We start from the raw sequence: 19,749 nt of genomic DNA, 5'->3' as shown, positions 1-19,749 counted from the left end.
GGAGCCGTCGGGGCCCCACCCCTGCCGCGCGGGGCCCGTGACCTCGCGCGCTTCGCTTCGCGACGGCGCGCGAGGTCCCCGCGCGGGGGGGGGGGGGCCCCCCCCCCCCCCGCCGCCGGGGGCCCCCCACCCCCCGGGGGGCGGGGGGCCGCGGGGGGTGCGGCGGGGGGTTGGGGCGCGGGGGGGGGTACCCCCGCGCCGATGGGACGCCTGCTCCGCGCCGGGGCCCTCCCCCGCTACGCGGCCACCGAGCACGGGGGCTACAAGTTCCTCGTCTGGGACCGCCTCACCGACGCGCCCCGCATGCCGCAGGGCAGCCTGGGCTTCCGGTGGCAGGCGCGGAAGGGCCAGTGGAACCTCGAGCTGAAGGACGGCGAGGACGGCGCCCCGCTCGACCCGGCGCTGTCCTTCCTGGACCGGCACGACGCAGTCGTCCAGGTGGAGGTGCCGGACTACGCCGCCGACAGGACCTGGCGCCGGGGCGTCCCGGTGCGCTGGGTGGAGACCTCGGGCGGGCGCGTCGCCGTCGCGACGGTGCTCGATCTGCTCATGGCGCAGCACGGCGTCGGCCGGGGGCTCCCGGGTGAGTACCCGGCGAGCTACGACGACGCCGACGCGCCGTTCACCCCCGCCTGGCAGGAGCGCTACACCGGCGTCCACCGCGAGGTCGCGATCCGGCTCGCCCGGGAGTGGGCCGGGACCGCGGAGCGGACCGGCGGGCGCTGCTCGATGATCGTCGGCGCCGGCCTCAACCACTGGTACCACGCCGACCTCGCCTACCGCGCCGCCCTCACGAACCTCGCCCTGGTGGGCGCCATCGGCCGGAACGGCGCCGGCCTGAACCACTACGTCGGCCAGGAGAAGCTCGCCCCGGTGGCGCCGTGGGCGACCCTCGCCGGCGCGCTCGACTGGGCGCGGCCGCCGCGGTTCCAGAACGCGCCCTCGTTCCACTACGTGCACTCCGACCAGTGGCGGTACGAGCGGGCCGAGGACGAGGGGCGGATCGACCCCGCCTCGCGGGCGGGCACGGCGCACGCGATGGACCACCAGATCCGGGCGGTCCGGCGCGGGTGGCTGCCGTTCTTCCCGCAGTTCGACCGGAGCCCGCTCGAGGTGGCCCGGGCGGCGCGCGCGGCGGGCGCGACGAGCGCGCCGGAGGTGGTCGAGCACGTGGTCCGCGCGCTGCGGGAGCGGACGCTGCGGCTCGCGGTGGAGGACCCGGACGCGCCCGAGGCCTGGCCGCGGGTGTTCCTGGTCTGGCGCGGCAACGCCCTCTCCTCGAGCGCGAAGGGGCACGAGTACTTCCTGCGGCACTACCTGGGCGTGCCCTCTCTCTCGATCGCCGAGGACGTCGCGGCCGCGCGCGGCGCGCAGGACGTGGCCGTCCGCGCCGCGCCGGAGGGGAAGCTCGACCTGGTGGTGGACCTCGACCTCCGGATGAGCACCACCGGCCTGCTCTCGGACGTGCTCCTCCCCGCGGCCACCTCGTACGAAAAGGACGATCTCTCCACCACCGACCTGCACTCGTTCATCCACCCGATGCAGGCCGCGGTGCCGCCCTGCTGGGAGTCGCGGAGCGACTTCGACGCGTTCGCCGCGCTCGCGGAGAAGGTGAGCGCACTGGCCGCCGTCCACCTCCCGGAGCCGGTCGAGGACGTGGTCGCGACCGCGATCCAGCACGACACCCCCGGCGAGATGGGCGACCCGGAGGCCGGCGACTGGACCCGGGGCGAGTGCGCGCCGGTGCCGGGGCGGACCATGCCCGGGCTCGCGGTGGTCACCCGCGACTACGCGAACCTCGCCCGGCGCTTCCGCGCCCTCGGCCCGCTCGCGCGCGAGGGCATGGGCGCCCACGGCCTCACCTGGCCCGTCGCGGACGTCTACGACGCCCTGGCGCGCGAGCGCCCCGCCGAGCCCGTGGACGGCCGCGTCCGCCCGTCTGTCGGGACCGCGCGCGACATGGCCGAGGCGATCCTCCGGCTCGCGCCGGAGACCAACGGCGAGCTGGCGTTCCGGGCGTTCCGGGTCGCGGAGGAGCGGGTCGGGCTCCCGCTCGCCGACCTCGCCGCGTCCACCCGCGACGTGCGGATGACCTTCGACGACCTCGCCGCGCAGCCGCGCCGGGTGCTCGGGAGCCCGTGCTGGAGCGGCCTCGTCCAGGGCGGCCGCCCGTACGCCGCCTACGCCCTCAACGTGGAGCGGAAGGTGCCGTGGCGCACGCTCACCGGCCGCGCCCACCTCTACCTCGACCACCCCGGGTTCCTCGCCGCCGGCGAGGCGCTCCCCACCTGGAAGCCGAAGCTCGACCCGGCGCTGCTCCAGGACCTGCGCGCCACCGCGGAGGGCGGCCCCGCGCTGCACCTCGAGTACGTCACCCCGCACGCGAAGTGGAGCATCCACTCCACGTACGGGGACACCGTCCGGATGCTCACCCTGTCGCGCGGCCTGTTCCCGCTCTGGCTCGCCCCCGCGGACGCCGCGCGGGCCGGGATCGCGGACGGCGACTGGGTCGAGGTGGTGAACGACCACGGCGCGGTGGTCACGAAGGCGGCGGTGAGCGCGCGCGTGCCGCCCGGCCTCGCGATCCAGTACCACGCGCCGGAGCGGACCGTGGCGACGCCGCGGACGGCGGCGCGGGGCGGCCGCCGGGCCGGGATCCACAACTCGCTCACGCGCATCCGGCTCAAGCCGACCCTGATGCTCGGCGCGTACGGGCAGATCTCCTGGGGCTTCAACTATTGGGGCCCGACCGGCACGAACCGCGACGTCACCGTGCGGGTGCGCCGGCTCGACCGCGCGCCGGAGTACTAGGAGACCAGGAGGGGACGCCATGGAGGTCCGCGCGCAGCTCGCCTCGGTGTTCCACCTCGACAAGTGCGTCGGGTGCCACACGTGCAGCGTCGTCTGCAAGAACCTGTGGACCGACCGGCGCGGCTCGGAGCACATGTGGTGGAACAACGTCGAGACGCGACCCGGCACCGGATACCCGCCGCTCTGGGAGGACCAGGAGCGGCACCGGGGCGGATGGGTCGCGCACGGCGGCGAGCTGCGGCTCCGGCTCGGCAGCCGCGCCCACGTCCTGGACCAGCTCTTCCAGCCCCCGACGCTCCCCACCCTGGACGATCAGTACGAGCCCTGGACCTACCGGTACGGCGATCTGCTCTCCGGCGCGCCCGCCGACGACCTCCCCACCGCGAGGCCGGTCTCCGCGATCACCGGCCGGCCGGTGGATCCCGCCGCCGGGCCGAACTGGGACGACGATCTCGGCGGCTCCGCCGTGTACGCCGCGGCCGACCCGAACCTCGCCGCGCTGGAGCCCGCCGAGCGCGCCGCGCTCCTCGAGCTCGACCAGCTCGTGTTCTTCCACCTCCCCCGCCTCTGCAACCACTGCCTGAACCCCGCCTGCGCCGCGGCCTGCCCGGCGGGCGCGATCTACAAGCGCGGCGAGGACGGCATGGTGGTCGTCGCGCCGGAGCGGTGCCGCGGCTGGAGGATGTGCGTCTCCGCGTGCCCCTACAAGAAGACCTTCCACTCGTGGGTCGAGGGGAGGTCGGAGAAGTGCATCGGGTGCTACCCGCGCATCGAGAGCGGCGAGCCCCCGGCCTGCTTCCAGGCCTGCACCGGTCGGATCCGCTACCAGGGCGTGCTGCTGTACGACCCGGAGGCGGCAGGCCGCGCGGCGCGCGCCCCGGACGACCGGCTCGTGGACGCCTTCCGCGAGGCGCTCCTCGATCCCGCCGATCCGGAGGTGATCGCGGCGGCGCGGCGCGGCGGGCTCTCCGACGGGCTCCTGGACGCCGCCCGGCGATCGCCGATCGACCGCTTCGTGCGGCAGTGGGAGCTCGCCCTCCCGCTCCACCCGGAGTTCCGCACGCTGCCCATGGTCTTCTACGTCCCGCCGCTCTCGCCGGTGCGCGCGGTCCGCGCCGACGGCGCGCGCCCGGTGAGCGGCGCCGTCCTGCCCGCGGCGGCCGACCTCCGCATCCCCGTCGGCTACCTCGCGTCGATGTTCGCCGCCGGAAACGCGCGCGTCGTGGAGGAGGCCCTCGGGATCCTGACCGCGGTGCGGGCGCACCGCCGGGCGCGGACCGTCGGCGACGTGACCGCGGCGGACGCGGCGCGGCGCCTCTCCGACGCGGAGATCACGGAGGAGACGGCGGAGGCGATCCACCGGCTCACGGTGTTCCCCACGCTGCGCGAGCGGATCGTCCACCCGCCCCTCGGGCGCGAGGTGGAGAGCGAGGCCGCCCCGGGGCTGCAGGGGCTCGTCGGGATGCGTCGGAGGCTCCGCTCGTGACGGGGCCGGCTCCCATCTCGCCGGCGGCCGCCCGGGCGCTCGCGGACCTCCTCACCTACCCGTCGCCGGGCCTCGCCGATCGGGCCCGCGCGGCCACCGCCGGGCTGCCGCCGTCGGTGGCCTGCCCGGCGCTCCGCTGCGCGGACGCCCTCGCCGCCCTCGGGCAGGGCGCGGCGGAGGAGCTGTACACCGCCACCTTCGATCTTCGCCCCGCGGTGAGCCCGTACCTCGGCCTGCACCTCTGCGGCGAGGGCCCGCGGCGCAACGCGCTGCTCGCGTACCTCGCCGGCGCGTACGCGGAGGCCGGCCACGCCGCCGGCCCGGAGCTGCCGGATCACGTGGCCGAGGTGCTCGGGTTCCTCGCGAACGCGGGCGGGTCGGACCTCGCCCGGGAGCTGGCCGCCGAGGCGCTGCGGCCGGCCGCGCTCAGGATGCTCGCCGCGCTCCCGGCGGAGAACCCGTACCGCGGCGCGCTCGAGGCGCTCCTCGACGCCCTCGGGGCCGACCGGACCGGGGAGGTGCCCCCATGACCGACACCGTGCTGTACGGGGCGGTGCCGTACACCGCCGTGGTCCTCGCGCTCACCGGGCTCGGCTTCCGCCTGGCCGGGTTCGGGCCGCCGGTGACCGCCCGCTCCTCGATGCTCCTCGAGTCGCGCGTCCTCTACTGGGGTGCCCTGCCCTGGCACGTGGCCATCCTCTCCGTACTCGCGGCGCACCTCCTCGCCTCCCTCGCGCCCGGCGCGTGGGGACGGCTCCTGGGGGACCCGGTGCGCCTGCAGGCGCTCGAGGTGCTCGGGCTCGCGCTCGGCGCGTGGGCGTTCGCGAGCGCGGTCGTGCTCCTCGTCCGCCGCCTCGTCTTCCCGCGCGTCCGCGCCGCCACCGGCGCGATGGACGTCGTCGTCCTGCTGCTGCTCCTCGCGCAGGTCGGCCTCGGGGTGTACGTCGCGTTCACGCTGCGCTGGGGCTCGGTCTGGTACCTCCACACCGCCGTCCCGTGGCTCCGCTCGCTCGTCGGGCTCGCGCCGGACCCGTCCTTCGCGACGCTCCTCCCGACGCCGGTGAAGCTGCACGCCCTCCTCGCCTTCGCGCTCCTCGCGCTGGTGCCCTACTCGCGGCTCGTCCACGTCGTGACCTTCCCCTTCCGCTTCCCGTTCCGCCCGCGCGCGGCGCAGGTCTGGACGGCCGCCTCCGGCGTGGACCTGCCCCGCCCCGTGGCGGCGGTGCTGCGGGAGCGCGCCCTCGAGCCGCAGGTGCTCCACGAGTGGAACCCGGAGGTCGCGGCCGCGTGGCAGCGGCGCGGGAGGGCGATCGCCACGCGGAACCTCTGGATCTCCATCCCGGCGCTGTTCCTCTCGTTCGCGGTCTGGATGGTCTGGAGCGTGGTCGTCGTCCGCCTCCCGGACGCCGGCTTCCGGCTCTCCACGGGGCAGCTCTTCTGGCTCGCGGCGCTCCCCGGCCTCTCGGGCGCGACGCTGCGCGTCTTCTACTCGTTCGCGGTGCCGGTCCTGGGCGGCCGCCTCTGGACCACCCTCACCACCGCGTCGCTGCTCGTCCCCGCGGTGGGGATCGGCGTCGCGGTGCAGGATCCGCGGACGCCCTACCCGGTGCTGCTCGCGCTCGCGCTGCTCGCCGGGCTCGGCGGCGGGAACTTCGCCTCGAGCATGGCGAACATCAGCTTCTTCTTCCCGAAGGCGCTCAAGGGCACCGCCCTCGGGCTCAACGCGGGCCTCGGGAACCTCGGCGTCTCCGCCATGCAGGTCGTGGTCCCGCTCGCGATCTCCGCCGGCGTGCTCGGCGCCCTCGGCGGCGCCCCGCAGCTCTTCGTCCGGGACGGCGTCGAGCACCGGATGTGGCTCCAGAACGCGGGGTTCGTCTGGGTGCCGCTCGTCCTCGCGTCGACGGCGGCGGCCTGGCTCGGGATGGACGACGTCGCGAGCGCGAAGGCCTCCTTCCGCGACCAGGCGGTGATCTTCCGGCGCAAGCACACCTGGCTCGTCTCGTGGCTCTACCTCGGGACCTTCGGCTCGTTCATCGGCTTCTCGGCGGCGCTGCCGCTCCTGGTGAAGAGCGCCTTCCCCGGCGTGGACCCGATCCGCTACGCGTTCCTCGGCCCGCTCCTCGGCGCGCTCTTCCGGCCCGCCGGCGGCTGGCTCGCCGACCGGCTCGGCGGCGCGCGGGTCACCCTCGCGAGCTTCGCCCTGATGATCGCCCTCACCCTCGCCGCGATCGCGTTCCTCCCGTACGGCGGCGCGCCCGGGCGGTTCGGCCCGTTCCTCGCGAGCTTCGTCCTGCTGTTCCTGCTGACCGGCGTCGGCAACGGCTCGACCTACCGGATGATCCCGGTGATCTTCGCGACGCAGCACGCCCGCGCCGCGGACGGCAGCCCCGCCGGGCAGGACCGCGCGCAGCGCGCCGCCGCGAAGGAGTCCGCCGCGGCGATCGGGTTCGCCTCGGCGTTCGCGGCGTACGGCGCCTTCTTCGTCCCGAAGGCGTTCGGGACCTCGCTCGCCGTCGCCGGCGGGCCGGTGCCCGCCCTGCTCGGGTTCGTCGCGTACTACGCGACCTGCATCGCGGTGACGATCTGGTTCTACGCGCGGCCGAGGGCGGAGATGCCCTGCTGACGGCGCCTCCGGGGCGGGTCGCGCCGGCGCGACATCATTCGGAGCGGGCCGCCGCGTTCGCCTCGTGGGCGGCGCGCTCGCGGGACGCGTCGGAGCGCGCGTGCGCGGTGTCCGACTCGGCGTCGGCGGTCCGCGCCTCGGCGTCGAGCGCCTGCGCCTCCCGCTCCACGGCCCGGGCGTGGGTCTCGGCGAGCGACGCCTGGTGCCAGCGCGACACCGCGTAGTACTCGTCCGGGCTCACCTCCGCCTCGCGGCGGCACGCCTCGGCCACGGCCAGGAGGGCCTGACCCCGCTCGCGCGTCGCCTCGGCCTGCGCGCGGGCCGCGTCCGCCTCCCGGTGCAGCGCCTCGGCCGTGGCGCGCGCCGCCGCTTGCACATCTGCCCAGCTCTTCGCCATGCCGTGAGTGTGGGCACGCCGCGCGGGCTCGCCAACGCTTCGGGACTGGCCCCCGCGCCCCGGCCGCCTCGCGGCCGGGTAGGGCTCCGGCCCCCTCCCGGGAGCGCCCCGGCCGGCGCGGCGGGCGCTCGTGCATCCTCCGCGTCGATCGCCCGAGCGCTCCCGCGCCGCCGGGAGGAGGGCCGCGCTCACTCGCCGCGCATCGGGCAGCCGTGCTCCACGACGTCCACCCGCACCCCGGGGTGGTTGGCGCGCAACATCGCGGCGTAGTCGTCCGCGCGCTGACGGTTGCGGGTGCCGCAGATCGGCGGCTCGAGCCGCTCGTCCGTGGTGAGGACGGCGGAGGTGCAGGCGGGCTCCCCCTCGACGGTGACGTGCCAGACGACGCTCATGCCGTCGAGACTTACCACACCCCGCCGAGGGGTCGTCGCCGGCCCCGGCCCGCCGGACCCGACGTGAGCCCCCCGGCAGCGTGAGCCGCTCTGGCCTGCTCTCGCCTCCTCCCATCGACGTATGTTGCGGCCGCGCTCGAGGACCTGGGCTCGACTCGACCGGTGGGAGGCTCCATGCGGCGACTGCTCGGCACCGTGCTGCTGTGCGCCCTCTTCCTCCCGGCGCTCGCCGCGGACGTCGTCAAGCTCGCCATCACCGGGCCGTTCACCGGCGGGTCCGCGCCGCTGGGCACCTCGATGCGCGACGGGGCGAAGCTCGCGATCGCGGAGATCAACGCGGCCGGCGGGATCGCCGTCGGGGACCGGAAGCTCAGGATCGAGGTCATCGAGCGCGACGACGAGGCGAGGGACGATCGCGGCGCCGCGATCGCCCGGGAGCTCGCGGCGACGCCCGACCTCTCCGGCGTCATCGGCTCGGCGAACACCGGCGTGGCCCTCGCGGGCGACCGGTTCCTGCAGGAGAAGGGCATCACGAAGATCGTCACGCCCGCCGCGGGCTCCGCCGTGATGGCCCAGTGGGCGAGACCGGACGGCCCGAGGCAGCTCTCGATCTTCCGCTTCGCGGCGAGCGACGGCATCCAGGCGGCGATGGTGGTCGAGGAGGCGATCGCCCGGAGGCTCACGAAGGTCGCGCTGCTCCACGACTCGACCCGCTACGGCGTCTCCGGGCGGGACGACCTCCTCATGCAGGTCAAGCTGCAGGGCGAGAAGCTCCAGGTGGTCGCCGTCGCGGAGTTCGACGTGGGCGACCGGGACCTGACCTCCCAGCTCCTCCGCGCGAGGTCCGGCGGCGCCCAGGCGATCCTGCTCTGGGGCATCGGGCCGGAGGCGGCCGCCGTCGCCAAGGGGATGGCCCGGCTCGGCATGCGCGTGCCGCTCATCGGCGGGTGGACGCTGTCGATGTCGAGCTACCTCGACGACGCGGGGCGGACCGCGGACGGGACCCTGATGCCGCAGACGTTCATCGAGGAGCCCGTCACGCCCAGGGCGCGACGGTTCATCGAGGACTACCACCGGACCTACGGCGTCACGCGCATCCCCTCGCCCGTCTCCGCCGCGCAGGGCTACGACGCCGTCCAGCTGTTCGCCGCCGCCGTGCGCCAGGCCGGCTCCACCGAGAGCGGGAGGATCCGCGACGCGCTCGAGGACCTGCGCGCCCCGGTGAGCGGCGTCATCGCGACCTGGAGGCACCCGTACTCGAAGTGGGATCCGGCGGTCGTGGACACGCACGAGGCGTTCCGGCGCAAGCAGGTGGTGATGGGGATGGTGCAGGACGGCCGCGTGGTGTTCGCGAACCAGGCCGACAAGCTCCGGCTCGTGACGGGCGGGTTGTAGTCCGCATGCCCTCGCCGTGACCACCCCGCCCGCCCCCGCCGTCGCCGCCCCGCCGGTCCTCTCCGTGGACGCGCTCCGCAAGGCCTACGGCGCCGTCGCCGCCGTGGACGGCGTGTCGTTCCGGGTCCACCGGGGCGAGATCGTCGGCCTCCTCGGGCCGAACGGCGCCGGGAAGACGACCATCATCGACATGGTCCTCGGGGTCGTCACGCCGTCGGCCGGCGCGATCCGGATCGACGGCGCGGACCTCGGCGCGCGGCGATCGGCGGCCCTCGAGCGCACCAGCTTCGCGGCCGTCTACGCCCCCCTGCCCGGGAACCTCACCGTCCGCCAGAACCTGCGCGTCTTCGGCCTCCTGTACGGCGTCGCGGCGCTCGGGCGCCGGATCGACGCGCTGCTCGAGGAGCTCGACCTCACGGCGCTGCGCGACGTGCGCTGCGGCGTGCTCTCCTCGGGCGAGCAGACCCGCGTCTCGCTCGCGAAGGCGCTGCTGAACGACCCGCGGCTCATGCTCCTCGACGAGCCCACCGCCTCCCTCGATCCCGCCACCGCACGCGAGGTCCGGGCCCGGATCCGGGCGTTCGTGGCCCGCAGCGGCGCGGGCGTCCTCTGGACGTCGCACAACATGTTCGAGGTCCAGGAGGTCTGCCATCGCGTGCTGTTCCTCTCCCGCGGCCGGATCCTGCTCGAGGGCGATCCGCGGTCCCTCCCGCGCGAGCACGGGCTCGCCACGCTCGAGGACCTGTTCGTCGCGGTGGCGCGGGAGCCGCTCACGCTCGAGCGGGGGTGAGCGCGTGCGTCCGGTCCGCGTCGCGGCGCTCCTGCTCCGGCAGCTGTACCTGCTCCGCGGGAGCCCGGCGCGCGTGCTGCCGATCTTCGCCTGGGTGGCGATCGACGTGGTCCTGTGGGGGTTCATCACCCGCTACCTGAACGCGGTGACGTCGCCGGGGTTCGATCTCGTGCCGGTCCTCCTCGGCGCGGTCCTGCTCTGGGACTTCTTCGGGCGGGTGATGCAGGGCGTGACGATGGCCTTCTTCGAGGACGTCTGGTCGCGGAGCTTCCTGAACGTCTTCTCGACGCCCATCTCCATCCCGGAGTACGTGACGGCGCTCGTCGTCTCGAGCGTCGCCACGAGCGCGGTCGCGCTCGGCGTGATGGTCGCCCTCGCGGCCGCCGCGTTCGGGCTCTCGTTCCTCGGGTTCGGGCTCGCGCTCGTCCCGCTCCTGCTCGTGCTGTTCCTGTTCGGGATCGCGCTCGGCGTGATCGGGTGCGCCATCGTGCTCCGGCTCGGGCCGGCCGCCGAGTGGCTGATCTGGCCCATCCCGGCGGTGCTCTCTCCGTTCGCCGGCGTGTTCTACCCGGTGGCGACGCTGCCGGCCTGGATGCAGGCCTGCTCTCGCCTGCTGCCGCCGTCGTACGTCTTCGAGGCGCTCCGGGCGCTGGTCGCGGGCCGCTCCGTCCCGGCGTCGGCGTTCGCGATCGGCGGCGCGCTCGCGATCGCGCACGTGCTCCTCGCGTGCTGGATCTTCGTCCGCGTGTTCCGGTACGCCGTCCGGACCGGGCTCCTCGCGCGGTACAGCGCCGAGTCTGTTTCATGACGGGGCGTGCCGCCCCGCCCCGCCGGCGGAGCCGTCGGGGCCCCACCCCTGCCGCGCGGGGCCCGTGACCTCGCGCGCTTCGCTTCGCGACGGCGCGCGAGGTCCCCGCGCGGAGGGGCTGCGCCCCTCCCCCCGCCTTCGGCGGGGTCCCTCCACCCCACGTGACGGGGCGTGCCGCCCCGGCCCGCTCCCCGGCATCGCGATCCACGGCGCTGCGCACTCTCCCCGTGCTCCGTGCCCGTCACCGTCACCGGCCCTGCGTGACCCGTGAACCGGGTCCCGTCGCCCGTGGCCCGCTCGCCGTGATCCGATGCCGTCCTCGGCGGTACGGGCCAAGGACCACGGGAGGCGGGATGCGGGGACGGGGAACGGTCACGGTCACGGTGACGGTGCGAACCCGGGGCTGCGCCCCTCCCCCCGCGCGGCGGGGTCCCTGCACCCTGCGTGACGGGGCGTGCCGCCCCGCGACGCTGCGTGTCCGGTTTCGCGATCGCACGATACCGAGCACTCCCCCGTGATCCGTGCCCGTCACCGTCACCGGCTTCTCCGTGACCCGTGAACCGGGTCCCGTCGCCCGTGGCCCGCTCGCCGTGATCCGATGCGTCCTCGGCGGAACGGGCCAAGGGCCACGGGATGCGGGGTGCGGGGACGGGGAACGGTCACGGTCACGGTCACGGTGACGGTGACGGTGCGAACCCCGGCACGATCTCCCCCAGCAGCGCGCGCCACGCCTCGCGCTCGCGGGCCGGCGCGACGAGGGGGCGGAGCGCGGCGACCCGCGCGCGGAGCGCGGCGAGGAAGCCGGGCTCGTCCTCCGCCCGGGCGAGGAGCGCGGCGAGCGCCGCGGCGTCCCCGACGGGGAAGAGCCCCGGGTACGCGGGGCCGAGCACGCCGATTGATCCGTCGACGCGCGTGGAGAGGACCGGGACCCCGGCGGCGATGGCCTCCGACACGGCGTTCGACCCGCCCTCGAGCCGCGAGGTGACCAGGAGCGCGGCGCTCCCGGCGAGGACGCCGAGCGCCTCGCGCCGGGGACGGTCGCCGCGCCACGCGTAGCGGTCGCATCGGGTCATCTCGGTCCGCGCCCGCTCCGCGGCCCCCGGATCGAGCGCCGCGCCGAGGTGGGCCACGCGCCAGCGCGATCCGGGGCGCAGCCGCCGCACCGCCTCGGCCGCGAGGAACGGGTCCTTCACCGCCCGCAGGTGCGCGAGCAGGCAGGCCTGGAGCACGCCGCGGGGCGCCGGCACCGGGGGCGCCGGGTGCGCCGACTGGATCAGCACCCGGGCCTTCGGCCGCACCGCCGGCGGGAGTCGCTCGAGGCCGAGGGGTTGCAGGACCGTGACCCGGGTGGCGAGGTCGAGGGAGCGGCGCGCCTCCTCCGACGCCGGCAGGTCCTGGTAGAGATCGGTGCCGGCGAGGCCGACGACGAGCGGCGCCGCGGGGTACCGGGCCCGGTACCGCGCCGCGGCCGGGTAGCTCTTCGTCGCGTGCAGCGCGACCAGCACGTCGCACGCCCGGCCGTCCCAGCCCTCCGAGAGCACCACGTGGTGACCGAGCGCGCGCAGGTGGCCTGCCCAGCGGACCGCGGTCACCCGGTTGCCCTTGTGCGAGCCCCGGACGGCGGGGGTGGCGACGACCACGGTCAGGCGGCGCACGTCCGGAACCCCGCCCACAGGTCGCGCCGCTCGGGCGTGTAGAAGTTGCGCCACGTGTTCCGCAGGAGGCGCCCCGGCGTCGCGAAGCTGCCGCCGCGCAGCACCCGGTGCGTCCCGAACCACGGCTGCGAGTACTCCCGGTAGGGATCGGCCACGAACCCGGGATACGGCAGGAAGGGGCTCGAGGTCCACTCCCAGACGTTCCCGACGAGCTGCCGGCAGCCGCAGGCGGCGTCGCCCGCCGGCAGCGCGCCGACGTCCACCGCGTGCAGCGCCCGCGCGTCGAGGTGGGCGCGCGCCGGCGTCGGCGCGTCATCGCCCCAGGGGTACCGCCGCTTCCCGGGCGCGCGCCGCCCGTCCGCCGTCCGCTCCCCCGCCGCGGCCGCCTCCCACTCCGCCTCCGTCGGGAGTCGCCGCCCCGCCCACCGGCACCAGGCGTCCGCCTCGTGGCCGCTCACGTGCACCATCGGCCGGTGCGGCTCGAGGGGCACCCACCGGTCGAAGTCGCGACGGAGCCACCCCGCCCCGTCGCGCGCCCAGTAGACGGGCCGCTCCGCCCCGACCGCCTCGCGCCAGCGCCAGCCCGCGTCGGACCAGAGCGTGCGCCGCCGGTAGCCTCCGTCCTCCACGAACGCCGCGAACTCGGCCTGCGTGACCGGAGCGCGCGCGATCCGGAACGGCGCGAGCGTCACCTCGTGCGCCCACTTCTCGTTGTCGAACACGAACCGCTCGCCCGGCGCGGCGCCGAGCAGGAACGGCCCGCCCGGCACCTCGACGTCCCCCGGGCACGGGCCGCCGCCCTCGGGCGGCTCCGCCGCGCCCGGGAGCGCCGGCGCGCGCCCCCCGAGGGTCTGGCGCGAGAACGCCATCGCCTCGAGGTGCATGTCCTCGTGGAAGACCGCGAGCCGCGCGAAGTAGGCGTCGTCCGGATCCGTGGAGCGCGCGAGCCGGTCGCGGACCGCCTCCTCCACCTCTCCGAGGTACTCGAGGGTGGCGGCGAGCGAAGGCAGCGGCAGCTCCCAGCGGCGATCGTGCGGGATCGCGATCGAGTCGTAGAGCGCGTCCGCCCCAGGGCGCAGCGACGGCCGCCCGTCGCGCCGGAGCAGCCATTTCTCCTGAAACCACCCGACGTGCCCCACCTCCCACAGCGGCGGGTTCACGATCGCGAGCCGCGGGCCGAGCAGCTCGGGCTGCTCGAGCCCCAGCGCGAGCGCGACGGTCCGCGCGCGCGCCTCCCGGCTCCAGGCCTCGGTCGCCTCGATGGACGGGTCCACCCCGTTGCGAATAGAGCCGGCGCGCGCGCCAGGCAACCCGCGCGCCGGGACGCGCGGCGCGGCCTCGCCCGCGCGGGTGGCACCGGATCGGCTTCACCGGCGGCAGGCGCCACTTCGTGATCTCGAGGGGCGTGCCGCGGAGGGGGTCCGCCTCGGCCGAACGCTTCTTCCGGCACACCAGCCCTTTCGCACCTCGACACTCCTGGTGGGCGCGCCCGGCGCTCGCGCGCGGCCGGGCACCCGGCCGCCCGGCCGCCGTCGATCACCGCGCTTCGCCGCGCCAGGCCGCGGCGCGCGGCGGCGAACGCCCCCCGGAGCTTGCGCTGAAGGGGGAGAGTGCGATATCCGCCGTGCCGGGCGAGCCGGCCGCCGCCCGCCGGAAGAGGAGACCATGGGACGCATCTTCGAGACCCGCAAGGCGACGATGTTCGCCCGCTGGGACAAGATGGCGAAGGCGTTCACGCGCGTCGCCAAGGACATCGCCATCGCCGTCAAGGCGGGCGGGCCGCAGATGGAGAACAACCCCGCGCTCCGGCGCGTGCTCCAGAACGCGCGCGCCGTGAACATGCCGAAGGACAAGATCGAGGCCGCGATCAAGCGCGCGAGCGGCCACGACCAGACGTCCTACGATGTCGTCCTGTACGAGGGGTACGCGCCGCACGGCGTCGCGGTGGTGGTCGAGAGCGCGACCGACAACGTGGTCCGCACCGTCGCCAACGTGCGGATGCACTTCAAGAGCCACGGCGGCAACCTCGGCACGACCGGGAGCGTCGCCTTCCAGTTCCAGAGGATGGGCGTGTTCCGCCTCGCGCCGACGGGGCTCGACCTCGAGGCGCTCGAGCTCGACCTCATCGACCACGGCCTCGAGGAGATGGGCGAGGGCAAGGGGGAGAAGGGCGAGCCCCAGGTGATCATCCGCTGCCCCTTCGCGAGCTTCGGCCAGCTCCAGGCCGCCATCGAGGAGCGGAAGCTCCCGCTGATCTCCGCCGACTCCGAGTACGTCGCGCAGACGCCGGTGGAGCTCCCTGAGGACCAGGCGAAGGAGGTCCTCGAGCTGGTGGACGCCCTCGAGCAGGACGAGGACGTCCAGCGGGTGTTCCACAACCTCGCGTGACCGGAGGCGCCGGCCAGGCTCGAGGCCCGGCCGGCGCCCTCGCGCACCCGCTCGCGCCGACGGGAGGAGGCTGCCCCGCGCGGCAGGCAGCGTGCGCCGCGGCAGCTCGACGCGAGTGCGTGCCGCCGTCAGAACGCGACGCGGCTCAGGGCGTACGCGACGCAGGTCGAGACGCCCACCCCGATGAGGCCGGGGACCATGAAGCTGTGGTTCAGCAGGTACTTCCCGATCCGGGTGGTCCCGGTCCGGTCCATGCTGATCGCGGCCAGGTCGCTCGGGTAGAACGCGAAGAAGAAGTACGCGTAGCTCGACGGGATCAGGCCGAGGAGCAGCGACGTCGGGAGCTGCAGGGCCTGGCCGAACGGGATCATGATCGTGAGGGTCGCCGCCTGGCTCTTCACGAACGCGGACACCGCGAACATCGCGAGGGCGAAGGTCCAGGGCGCCAGCTCGACCATCGTCTTGATCTTGCCGACGAGCAGCGCGCTGTTGGCGCTGACGAAGGTGTCGCTCATCCACGCGATGCCGAAGATCGACACCACGGCGATCATCCCCGCGGTGAAGACGCTCGAGCGCGCGATGTCCGCCGCCTTCACCTTGGTCGCGAACAGCATGAGGGCGCCGAAGGCGAGCATCACGAACTGCACCACCACCGTCATCGGGACGGGCTTGCCCTTGGCCGCGGGGAGCAGCGACGGGACGAGCGCGAAGAGGACGATGGTGCCGACCCCGGCGAAGAACAGCGCCACGGACAGCTTCGCGGTCCGGGGCAGCTTCTTGTCGAGCGTCGTCACCGAGACGTCGAGCGCCTGGCGGAAGGAGGGGTCCTCGAGGCGCCGCTGGAACTCGGGATCCTGGTCGAGCTCCTTGCCGCGGCTCATGCTCCAGAGCGCGGCGGCGAGCACGCCGACGATCCCCGCCGGCAGCGTGATCTTCACGATGTCGAAGAGGCCGACCGGGTGCGCGCTCTTCGCGGCGAACGCGAGGAAGGTGGTGACCGCCGCGGCCACCGGGCTCGCGGTGATCCCCATCTGCGAGGCGACGCTCGAGATGGCCATGGGGCGCTCCGGGCGGATGCGCGTGCGGAGCGCGACGTCGGAGATCACCGGCAGGAGCGCGTAGACCGCGTGGCCGGTGCCGACGCAGACCGTGAGCAGGAAGGTGGCGAGCGGGGCGAGCAGGGTGACGCGCTTCGGGTGGCGCCGGAGCACGCGCTCCGCGATCTGGACGAGCCAGTCGAGGCCGCCGGCCACCTGCAGCGTCGCCGAGGCGGTGACCACCGCCAGGATGATGAGCATCACGCTGACCGGCGGCTCGGACGGCTGCGCCCGGAACCCCAGCGTCAGGACGGCGACCCCGAGGCCGCCGATGAGCCCCAGCGCCACGCCTCCGCGGCGGATGCCGAGAAGGATGGCGGTGAGGACGAGGAGGAACTCGATCCAGAAGACGAACATGCGATCCCTCGCGTGGCGCGGGCGACGTGCCCGCAGCGCCACGGAGGCGCGAGAGCACGGCCCGTGCCGGCGGGCCCGATCGCGCGTTTCGCCTCTCCCGAGGGCGCAACGGCGCTCGCGACCCCGCGCTCGTCGCGAAGATGGGTATTCCGCCAGTCATGCCCGCCGGCGCCTCCTCGCGCCGAGCCGAGCGATTCCGGAGGCCTGCGCCGGCATGAGCGGCGGAATGGACATTCCACTGCTCATGCCCATCTCCCGGGGCAGCCGCCGAGGGGCGGCCCTCCGCTCGGCTCGCGCCGGGACGCTCCTCTCGTCGGGACGCACCTCTCCCGGTCGGGCGCGGTCGCGCCGTCAGCGCGCCTTGTTCAGCCGCTTGCTGAGCGCGGACTGGGTCACGCCGAGGAGCCGCGCCGCCAGCGTCTGGTTCCCCTGGCTCCGCGCGAGCGCCTCCTCGAGCAGGAGGTCGTAGGCCTCGCGGAAGGTGGGGAGGTCGTCGAGGCCGGAGAAAGGGTTCCGCCGTCCGGACGCCGCCGGCGACGCCGCGACGTCCCTCCCCTTCTCGATCGCCTCGCGGAACGTCTCCATGGAGAGGATGCTCCCCTGGTGGCGCGAGACGGCGTCGAGCACCATCGCGCGCAGCTCGCGGACGTTCCCGGGGAAGGCGTACGTGGCGAGGAGCTGCGGGAGCTGGCGCGGGGCGGTCGGCTTGCGCTTCCCGAGCTCGCGCGCCGCCTCCTCGAGGAAGTGCTCGATCAGCAGCGGCAGGTCCTCCTTGCGCTCGCGGAGCGGCGGGATCCGGACGTGGTGCGTGTGGAGCCGATGGTAGAGGTCGCGGCGGAAGCTCCCGTCCGCCTGCCTCGCGTCGAGGTCCTGGTGGGTCGCGACGAGGAGGCGCGCCTGGAGCCGCTTCGGCCGATCGCTGCCGAGCGGGAAGTACTCGCCCTCCTGCGTCAGGCGGAGGAGCTTCACCTGCGACGGGATCGACAGATCGCCGATCTCGTCGAGGAAGAGCGTCCCCCCGGCCGCCTCCTCGATCATCCCGCGCCGGGGCTGCTCGGCGCCGGTGTAGGCGCCGCGGACGTGACCGAAGAGCGTGTCCGCGAACACCGCGTCGTCGAGGCCCGCCACGTTCACCGTGACGAGCGGCCCCGGCCGGCCGGAGAGCGCGTGCGCCGCCCGGGCGAGGAGCTCCTTCCCGGTCCCGCTCTCGCCCGTGACGAGGAGCGGCTGCGGGCTGCGGGCGACCGCCTCGACGTACGCGAAGACGGTCTGCATCGCCCGGCTCCGCGTCACGAGCCCCGCGAACGCCTCCGGGTGCTGCAGCGTCCCGGAGAGGAGGTGCGCCGCGACGTCACGGTTCTCGCGCTGCAGCTCGAGCATGCGGATGGCGCGGACCACCCCCGCCACGATCCGGTCCTCCTCGGCGGTCTTCACGAAATAGTCGAAGGCGCCGGCCTTCACGCAGCGGACCGCGGTCTCGACCTGGTTGAGCCCGCTGATGACGATCACGGCGACGGCGGGGTGCTCGGCGGAGAGCCGCGCCAGGATCTCCTCCCCCGACAGCGACGGCATGGTGAGGTCGAGCAGCACGAGCCCGACGTCGTACCGCGCGACGAGCCCGAGCACCTCGCGGCCGTCCTCGCACAGGAGGACGTTCGTCACCCCCGCCGCGCGCTGGAGCGTGTAGCGGAGCGATCGCAGCCAGGCGACCTCGTCGTCCACGAGCAGCACCGGGAACGCCGGATACGCGGTCGCGCTCACGCCTCGCCTCCGCGCGGCGCGGCCGGGAGCGTCAACGTCACCGTCGTGCCGCCGCGCACGCGCGAGTCGAACGAGAGCGTCCCGCCGTGCTCCTTCACGATGCCCGCGGAGACCGACAGGCCGAGCCCGGTGCCCCCCGACTCCCGCTTGGTGGTGAAGAAGGGATCGGTGAGGCGCGGGAGGTGCTCGGGCGCGATGCCGACGCCCTCGTCCGTGACCCGCACCCACACCGTGTCCCGCGCCCGGTCCGCGCCGGTGGAGACCGTGACGCGGCGCTCCGGCCCCGGGAGCGCCTCGCACGCGTTCAGCACGAGGTTCACGATCACCTGCTCGATCCGCTGCCCGTTCCCGAGGACGCGCGGGAGGTCCGGCGCGTACGCCGCCTCGAACCGGCGCGTCGCCTTGCGGATGGACGGCTCGACCAGCCGCACCGCCGCCTGGACCACCGCGCTCACGTCGAGCGGGGCGAACGCGGGGACGTCCTCGCGCCGGGCGAAGTCCTTCAGGTCCTCGACGATGCGCTTGATCCGCCGGGCGCCGCCCTGCATCTCGTCGAGCATGCGCGGGACCTCCTCCCGGACCGCGGAGTACTCGATCCCGCCCAGCGTGAGCTCGCCGTGCGCGCGGTGGTGCTCGTCGAGGACCTCGAGCGCGTCGAGGTAGATGCCCTTCAGCGTGGGCATGTTCAGGAGGATGAAGCCGTTCGGGTTGTTGATCTCGTGGGCGACGCCCGAGACGAGGACGCCCAGCGCCGCCATCTTGTCGGCCTGCACGAGCTGCTGCTGGTTGAGGCGCAGCTCCTCCACCGCCTTCTGCCGCTCCGCCACCTCGCGCGCCAGCGACGCGGTCCGCTGCCCGACCTCGCGGTGCAGCGAGCGCGTCCACGCGAGGGCGGCGAGCAGGCCGAGCACGAGCGGCACGAACACGACCGCCCCGTACTTCGCGAACGTCGTCCACGTCAGCCGCGCCGGCTCGAGGACCCCGAGCCAGCGGTCGTAGATCTGCTGGTGACGCCCCGTCTGCTCGAGGATGGCGAGCCCCTCGGCGAGGCGCGTCCGGAGCTCGGCGTCGCCCGCGCGGACCGCGTAGGCGTAGGCGTGGCTGGCGACGCCCGTGGCGACCGGCTCGAGGTTCGTGAGCCCGAGCTGCCGCCTGATGTAGGAGCCGGGCAGCGCCGCGACCACGGCGTACTCCCCCTGGCCCGAGGCGAGGAGCCGGAGGGCGTCGGCGGGGGTGGCGGTGCGGATCAGCAGGTCGCCCATCCCGGCGCGCGTGAGGGTGTCGTCCACGATCCCGCCCCGGTGGAGGACCACGCGGTGTCCGCGCAGCGCCTCGAGCGACGACACCGCGGGCGTGCCCTTCCGGGCGAAGATCGCGTGGTGGACGATCGTGTGCGGCGGGGTGAAGCCGAACTCCCTCGCCCGCTCGTCCGAGACGGACATCCCCTGGAGCGCGTCGATCCGTCCGTCCCTCAGGGCGGCCCGCATGTCGGCCCAGCTCCCGAGCCGGATCTCCACGCGCAGGCCCATCACCTCGGCGATCGCGCGGGTGAGGTCCACGTTGTAGCCGGCGGGCCGGCCGTCGGCGTCCAGGAACTCGTAGGGCGGGTAGTCGCGGTCTCCGCCGACCACGATGGTGCGGGGGGTCGGTCCGCCGGGCGACCCCGGTGCGGGCGGGCCGGCGAGCGGCGCGCGCGGGACCGCGAGGAGCGCGAAGACGGCGAGGAAGGCGATCGGGAGGGACGAGAGACGCACGCTCCGTCATCTAACACCGGAATCGCGCCAGCGCG

At 75.0% G+C, this 19,749-nt stretch carries 15 protein-coding genes; 8 read left to right on the top strand and 7 right to left on the bottom strand.

What is annotated here, in order from left to right:
• The first annotated feature begins 201 nt into the window (after nucleotides 1–201).
• From MNZ27_RS06145 to MNZ27_RS06125, 4 genes are read left to right on the top strand one after another with little or no spacing between them, the layout of a single operon-like run.
• Complete coding sequence (locus tag MNZ27_RS06145; protein ID WP_242393161.1) at nucleotides 202–2,811, top strand: molybdopterin-dependent oxidoreductase; 2,610 nt, start codon at nucleotides 202–204, stop codon at nucleotides 2,809–2,811.
• A gap of 19 nt (nucleotides 2,812–2,830) precedes the next feature.
• Nucleotides 2,831–4,297 (top strand): nitrate reductase subunit beta, encoded by a 1,467-nt coding sequence (gene narH / locus MNZ27_RS06140; RefSeq protein WP_242393160.1) that lies wholly within the window; start codon nucleotides 2,831–2,833, stop codon nucleotides 4,295–4,297.
• The gene (locus MNZ27_RS06135; protein WP_242393159.1) at nucleotides 4,294–4,827 is read left to right on the top strand and encodes a nitrate reductase molybdenum cofactor assembly chaperone; all 534 of its coding nucleotides are present in this window, start codon (nucleotides 4,294–4,296) and stop codon (nucleotides 4,825–4,827) included. The genes narH and MNZ27_RS06135 overlap by 4 nt, the downstream gene beginning before the upstream one ends.
• Nucleotides 4,824–6,920 carry a NarK family nitrate/nitrite MFS transporter gene (locus MNZ27_RS06125; protein WP_277957638.1) on the top strand — a complete coding sequence of 699 codons (2,097 nt, stop codon included), beginning with the start codon at nucleotides 4,824–4,826 and terminating at the stop codon, nucleotides 6,918–6,920. The genes MNZ27_RS06135 and MNZ27_RS06125 overlap by 4 nt, the downstream gene beginning before the upstream one ends.
• A gap of 34 nt (nucleotides 6,921–6,954) precedes the next feature.
• On the opposite strand, the gene MNZ27_RS06120 is transcribed toward MNZ27_RS06125, so the two are convergent.
• Together MNZ27_RS06120 and MNZ27_RS06115 are read right to left on the bottom strand one after the other, a co-directional pair.
• Complete coding sequence (locus MNZ27_RS06120; protein ID WP_242393158.1) at nucleotides 6,955–7,317, bottom strand: hypothetical protein; 363 nt, start codon at nucleotides 7,315–7,317, stop codon at nucleotides 6,955–6,957.
• A gap of 188 nt (nucleotides 7,318–7,505) precedes the next feature.
• The gene (locus tag MNZ27_RS06115; RefSeq protein ID WP_242393157.1) at nucleotides 7,506–7,709 is read right to left on the bottom strand and encodes a hypothetical protein; all 204 of its coding nucleotides are present in this window, start codon (nucleotides 7,707–7,709) and stop codon (nucleotides 7,506–7,508) included.
• A gap of 174 nt (nucleotides 7,710–7,883) precedes the next feature.
• Here MNZ27_RS06115 and MNZ27_RS06110 point away from each other — a divergent pair, with 174 nt between their 5' ends.
• From MNZ27_RS06110 to MNZ27_RS06100, 3 genes are read left to right on the top strand one after another with little or no spacing between them, the layout of a single operon-like run.
• Nucleotides 7,884–9,104 carry an ABC transporter substrate-binding protein gene (locus tag MNZ27_RS06110; RefSeq protein ID WP_242393156.1) on the top strand — a complete coding sequence of 407 codons (1,221 nt, stop codon included), beginning with the start codon at nucleotides 7,884–7,886 and terminating at the stop codon, nucleotides 9,102–9,104.
• Nucleotides 9,105–9,120: 16 nt separating this feature from the next.
• Entirely contained in the window at nucleotides 9,121–9,894 is a 774-nt protein-coding gene (locus tag MNZ27_RS06105; protein WP_242393155.1) for an ABC transporter ATP-binding protein, read from the top strand.
• Between the two features lie 4 nt (nucleotides 9,895–9,898).
• Nucleotides 9,899–10,702 carry an ABC transporter permease gene (locus MNZ27_RS06100; protein ID WP_242393154.1) on the top strand — a complete coding sequence of 268 codons (804 nt, stop codon included), beginning with the start codon at nucleotides 9,899–9,901 and terminating at the stop codon, nucleotides 10,700–10,702.
• Between the two features lie 671 nt (nucleotides 10,703–11,373).
• Here MNZ27_RS06100 and senB read toward each other — a convergent pair.
• Together senB and senA are read right to left on the bottom strand one after the other, a co-directional pair.
• Complete coding sequence (gene senB / locus MNZ27_RS06095) at nucleotides 11,374–12,357, bottom strand: selenoneine biosynthesis selenosugar synthase SenB (RefSeq protein ID WP_242393153.1); 984 nt, start codon at nucleotides 12,355–12,357, stop codon at nucleotides 11,374–11,376.
• Entirely contained in the window at nucleotides 12,345–13,631 is a 1,287-nt protein-coding gene (gene senA, locus MNZ27_RS06090; RefSeq protein WP_242393152.1) for a selenoneine synthase SenA, read from the bottom strand. Before senA ends, senB begins: the two co-directional genes overlap by 13 nt.
• Before the next feature lie 391 nt (nucleotides 13,632–14,022).
• On the opposite strand from senA, the gene MNZ27_RS06085 reads away from it, so the two are divergent.
• Complete coding sequence (locus tag MNZ27_RS06085; protein WP_242393151.1) at nucleotides 14,023–14,745, top strand: YebC/PmpR family DNA-binding transcriptional regulator; 723 nt, start codon at nucleotides 14,023–14,025, stop codon at nucleotides 14,743–14,745.
• Nucleotides 14,746–14,873: 128 nt separating this feature from the next.
• Here the strand turns inward: MNZ27_RS06085 and MNZ27_RS06080 are convergent, their stop codons facing one another.
• The 3 genes from MNZ27_RS06080 to MNZ27_RS23935 all read right to left on the bottom strand — a co-directional run bounded on the left by MNZ27_RS06080 (nucleotide 14,874) and on the right by MNZ27_RS23935 (nucleotide 19,714).
• Nucleotides 14,874–16,199 (bottom strand): anaerobic C4-dicarboxylate transporter, encoded by a 1,326-nt coding sequence (locus MNZ27_RS06080; protein WP_242393150.1) that lies wholly within the window; start codon nucleotides 16,197–16,199, stop codon nucleotides 14,874–14,876.
• A gap of 351 nt (nucleotides 16,200–16,550) precedes the next feature.
• Nucleotides 16,551–17,960, bottom strand: a complete 1,410-nt coding sequence (locus tag MNZ27_RS06075; RefSeq protein ID WP_242393149.1) for a sigma-54-dependent transcriptional regulator — start codon at nucleotides 17,958–17,960, stop codon at nucleotides 16,551–16,553.
• Nucleotides 17,957–19,714, bottom strand: coding sequence for a transporter substrate-binding domain-containing protein (locus tag MNZ27_RS23935; protein WP_242393148.1), 1,758 nt, complete (start codon nucleotides 19,712–19,714; stop codon nucleotides 17,957–17,959). Before MNZ27_RS23935 ends, MNZ27_RS06075 begins: the two co-directional genes overlap by 4 nt.
• Between the last annotated feature and the right edge of the window lie 35 nt (nucleotides 19,715–19,749).

Origin of the sequence: Anaeromyxobacter oryzisoli, from assembly GCF_022690765.1 — a bacterium.
Taxonomy (GTDB): Bacteria; Myxococcota; Myxococcia; order Myxococcales; family Anaeromyxobacteraceae; genus Anaeromyxobacter; species Anaeromyxobacter oryzisoli.
The sequence above is the reverse complement of the archived record's forward strand: the minus strand, read 5'-3'. Positions and strand labels throughout refer to the sequence as shown.

Coding starts and splice junctions, on each gene's coding strand:
- MNZ27_RS06115 (WP_242393157.1), bottom strand. CDS start 7,709: ATGAGCGTCGTCTGGCACGTCACCGTCGAGGGGGAGCCCGCCTGCACC.
- MNZ27_RS06110 (WP_242393156.1), top strand. CDS start 7,884: ATGCGGCGACTGCTCGGCACCGTGCTGCTGTGCGCCCTCTTCCTCCCG.
- MNZ27_RS06125 (WP_277957638.1), top strand. CDS start 4,824: ATGACCGACACCGTGCTGTACGGGGCGGTGCCGTACACCGCCGTGGTC.
- MNZ27_RS06120 (WP_242393158.1), bottom strand. CDS start 7,317: ATGGCGAAGAGCTGGGCAGATGTGCAAGCGGCGGCGCGCGCCACGGCC.
- MNZ27_RS06145 (WP_242393161.1), top strand. CDS start 202: ATGGGACGCCTGCTCCGCGCCGGGGCCCTCCCCCGCTACGCGGCCACC.
- narH (WP_242393160.1), top strand. CDS start 2,831: ATGGAGGTCCGCGCGCAGCTCGCCTCGGTGTTCCACCTCGACAAGTGC.
- MNZ27_RS06085 (WP_242393151.1), top strand. CDS start 14,023: ATGGGACGCATCTTCGAGACCCGCAAGGCGACGATGTTCGCCCGCTGG.
- MNZ27_RS06080 (WP_242393150.1), bottom strand. CDS start 16,199: ATGTTCGTCTTCTGGATCGAGTTCCTCCTCGTCCTCACCGCCATCCTT.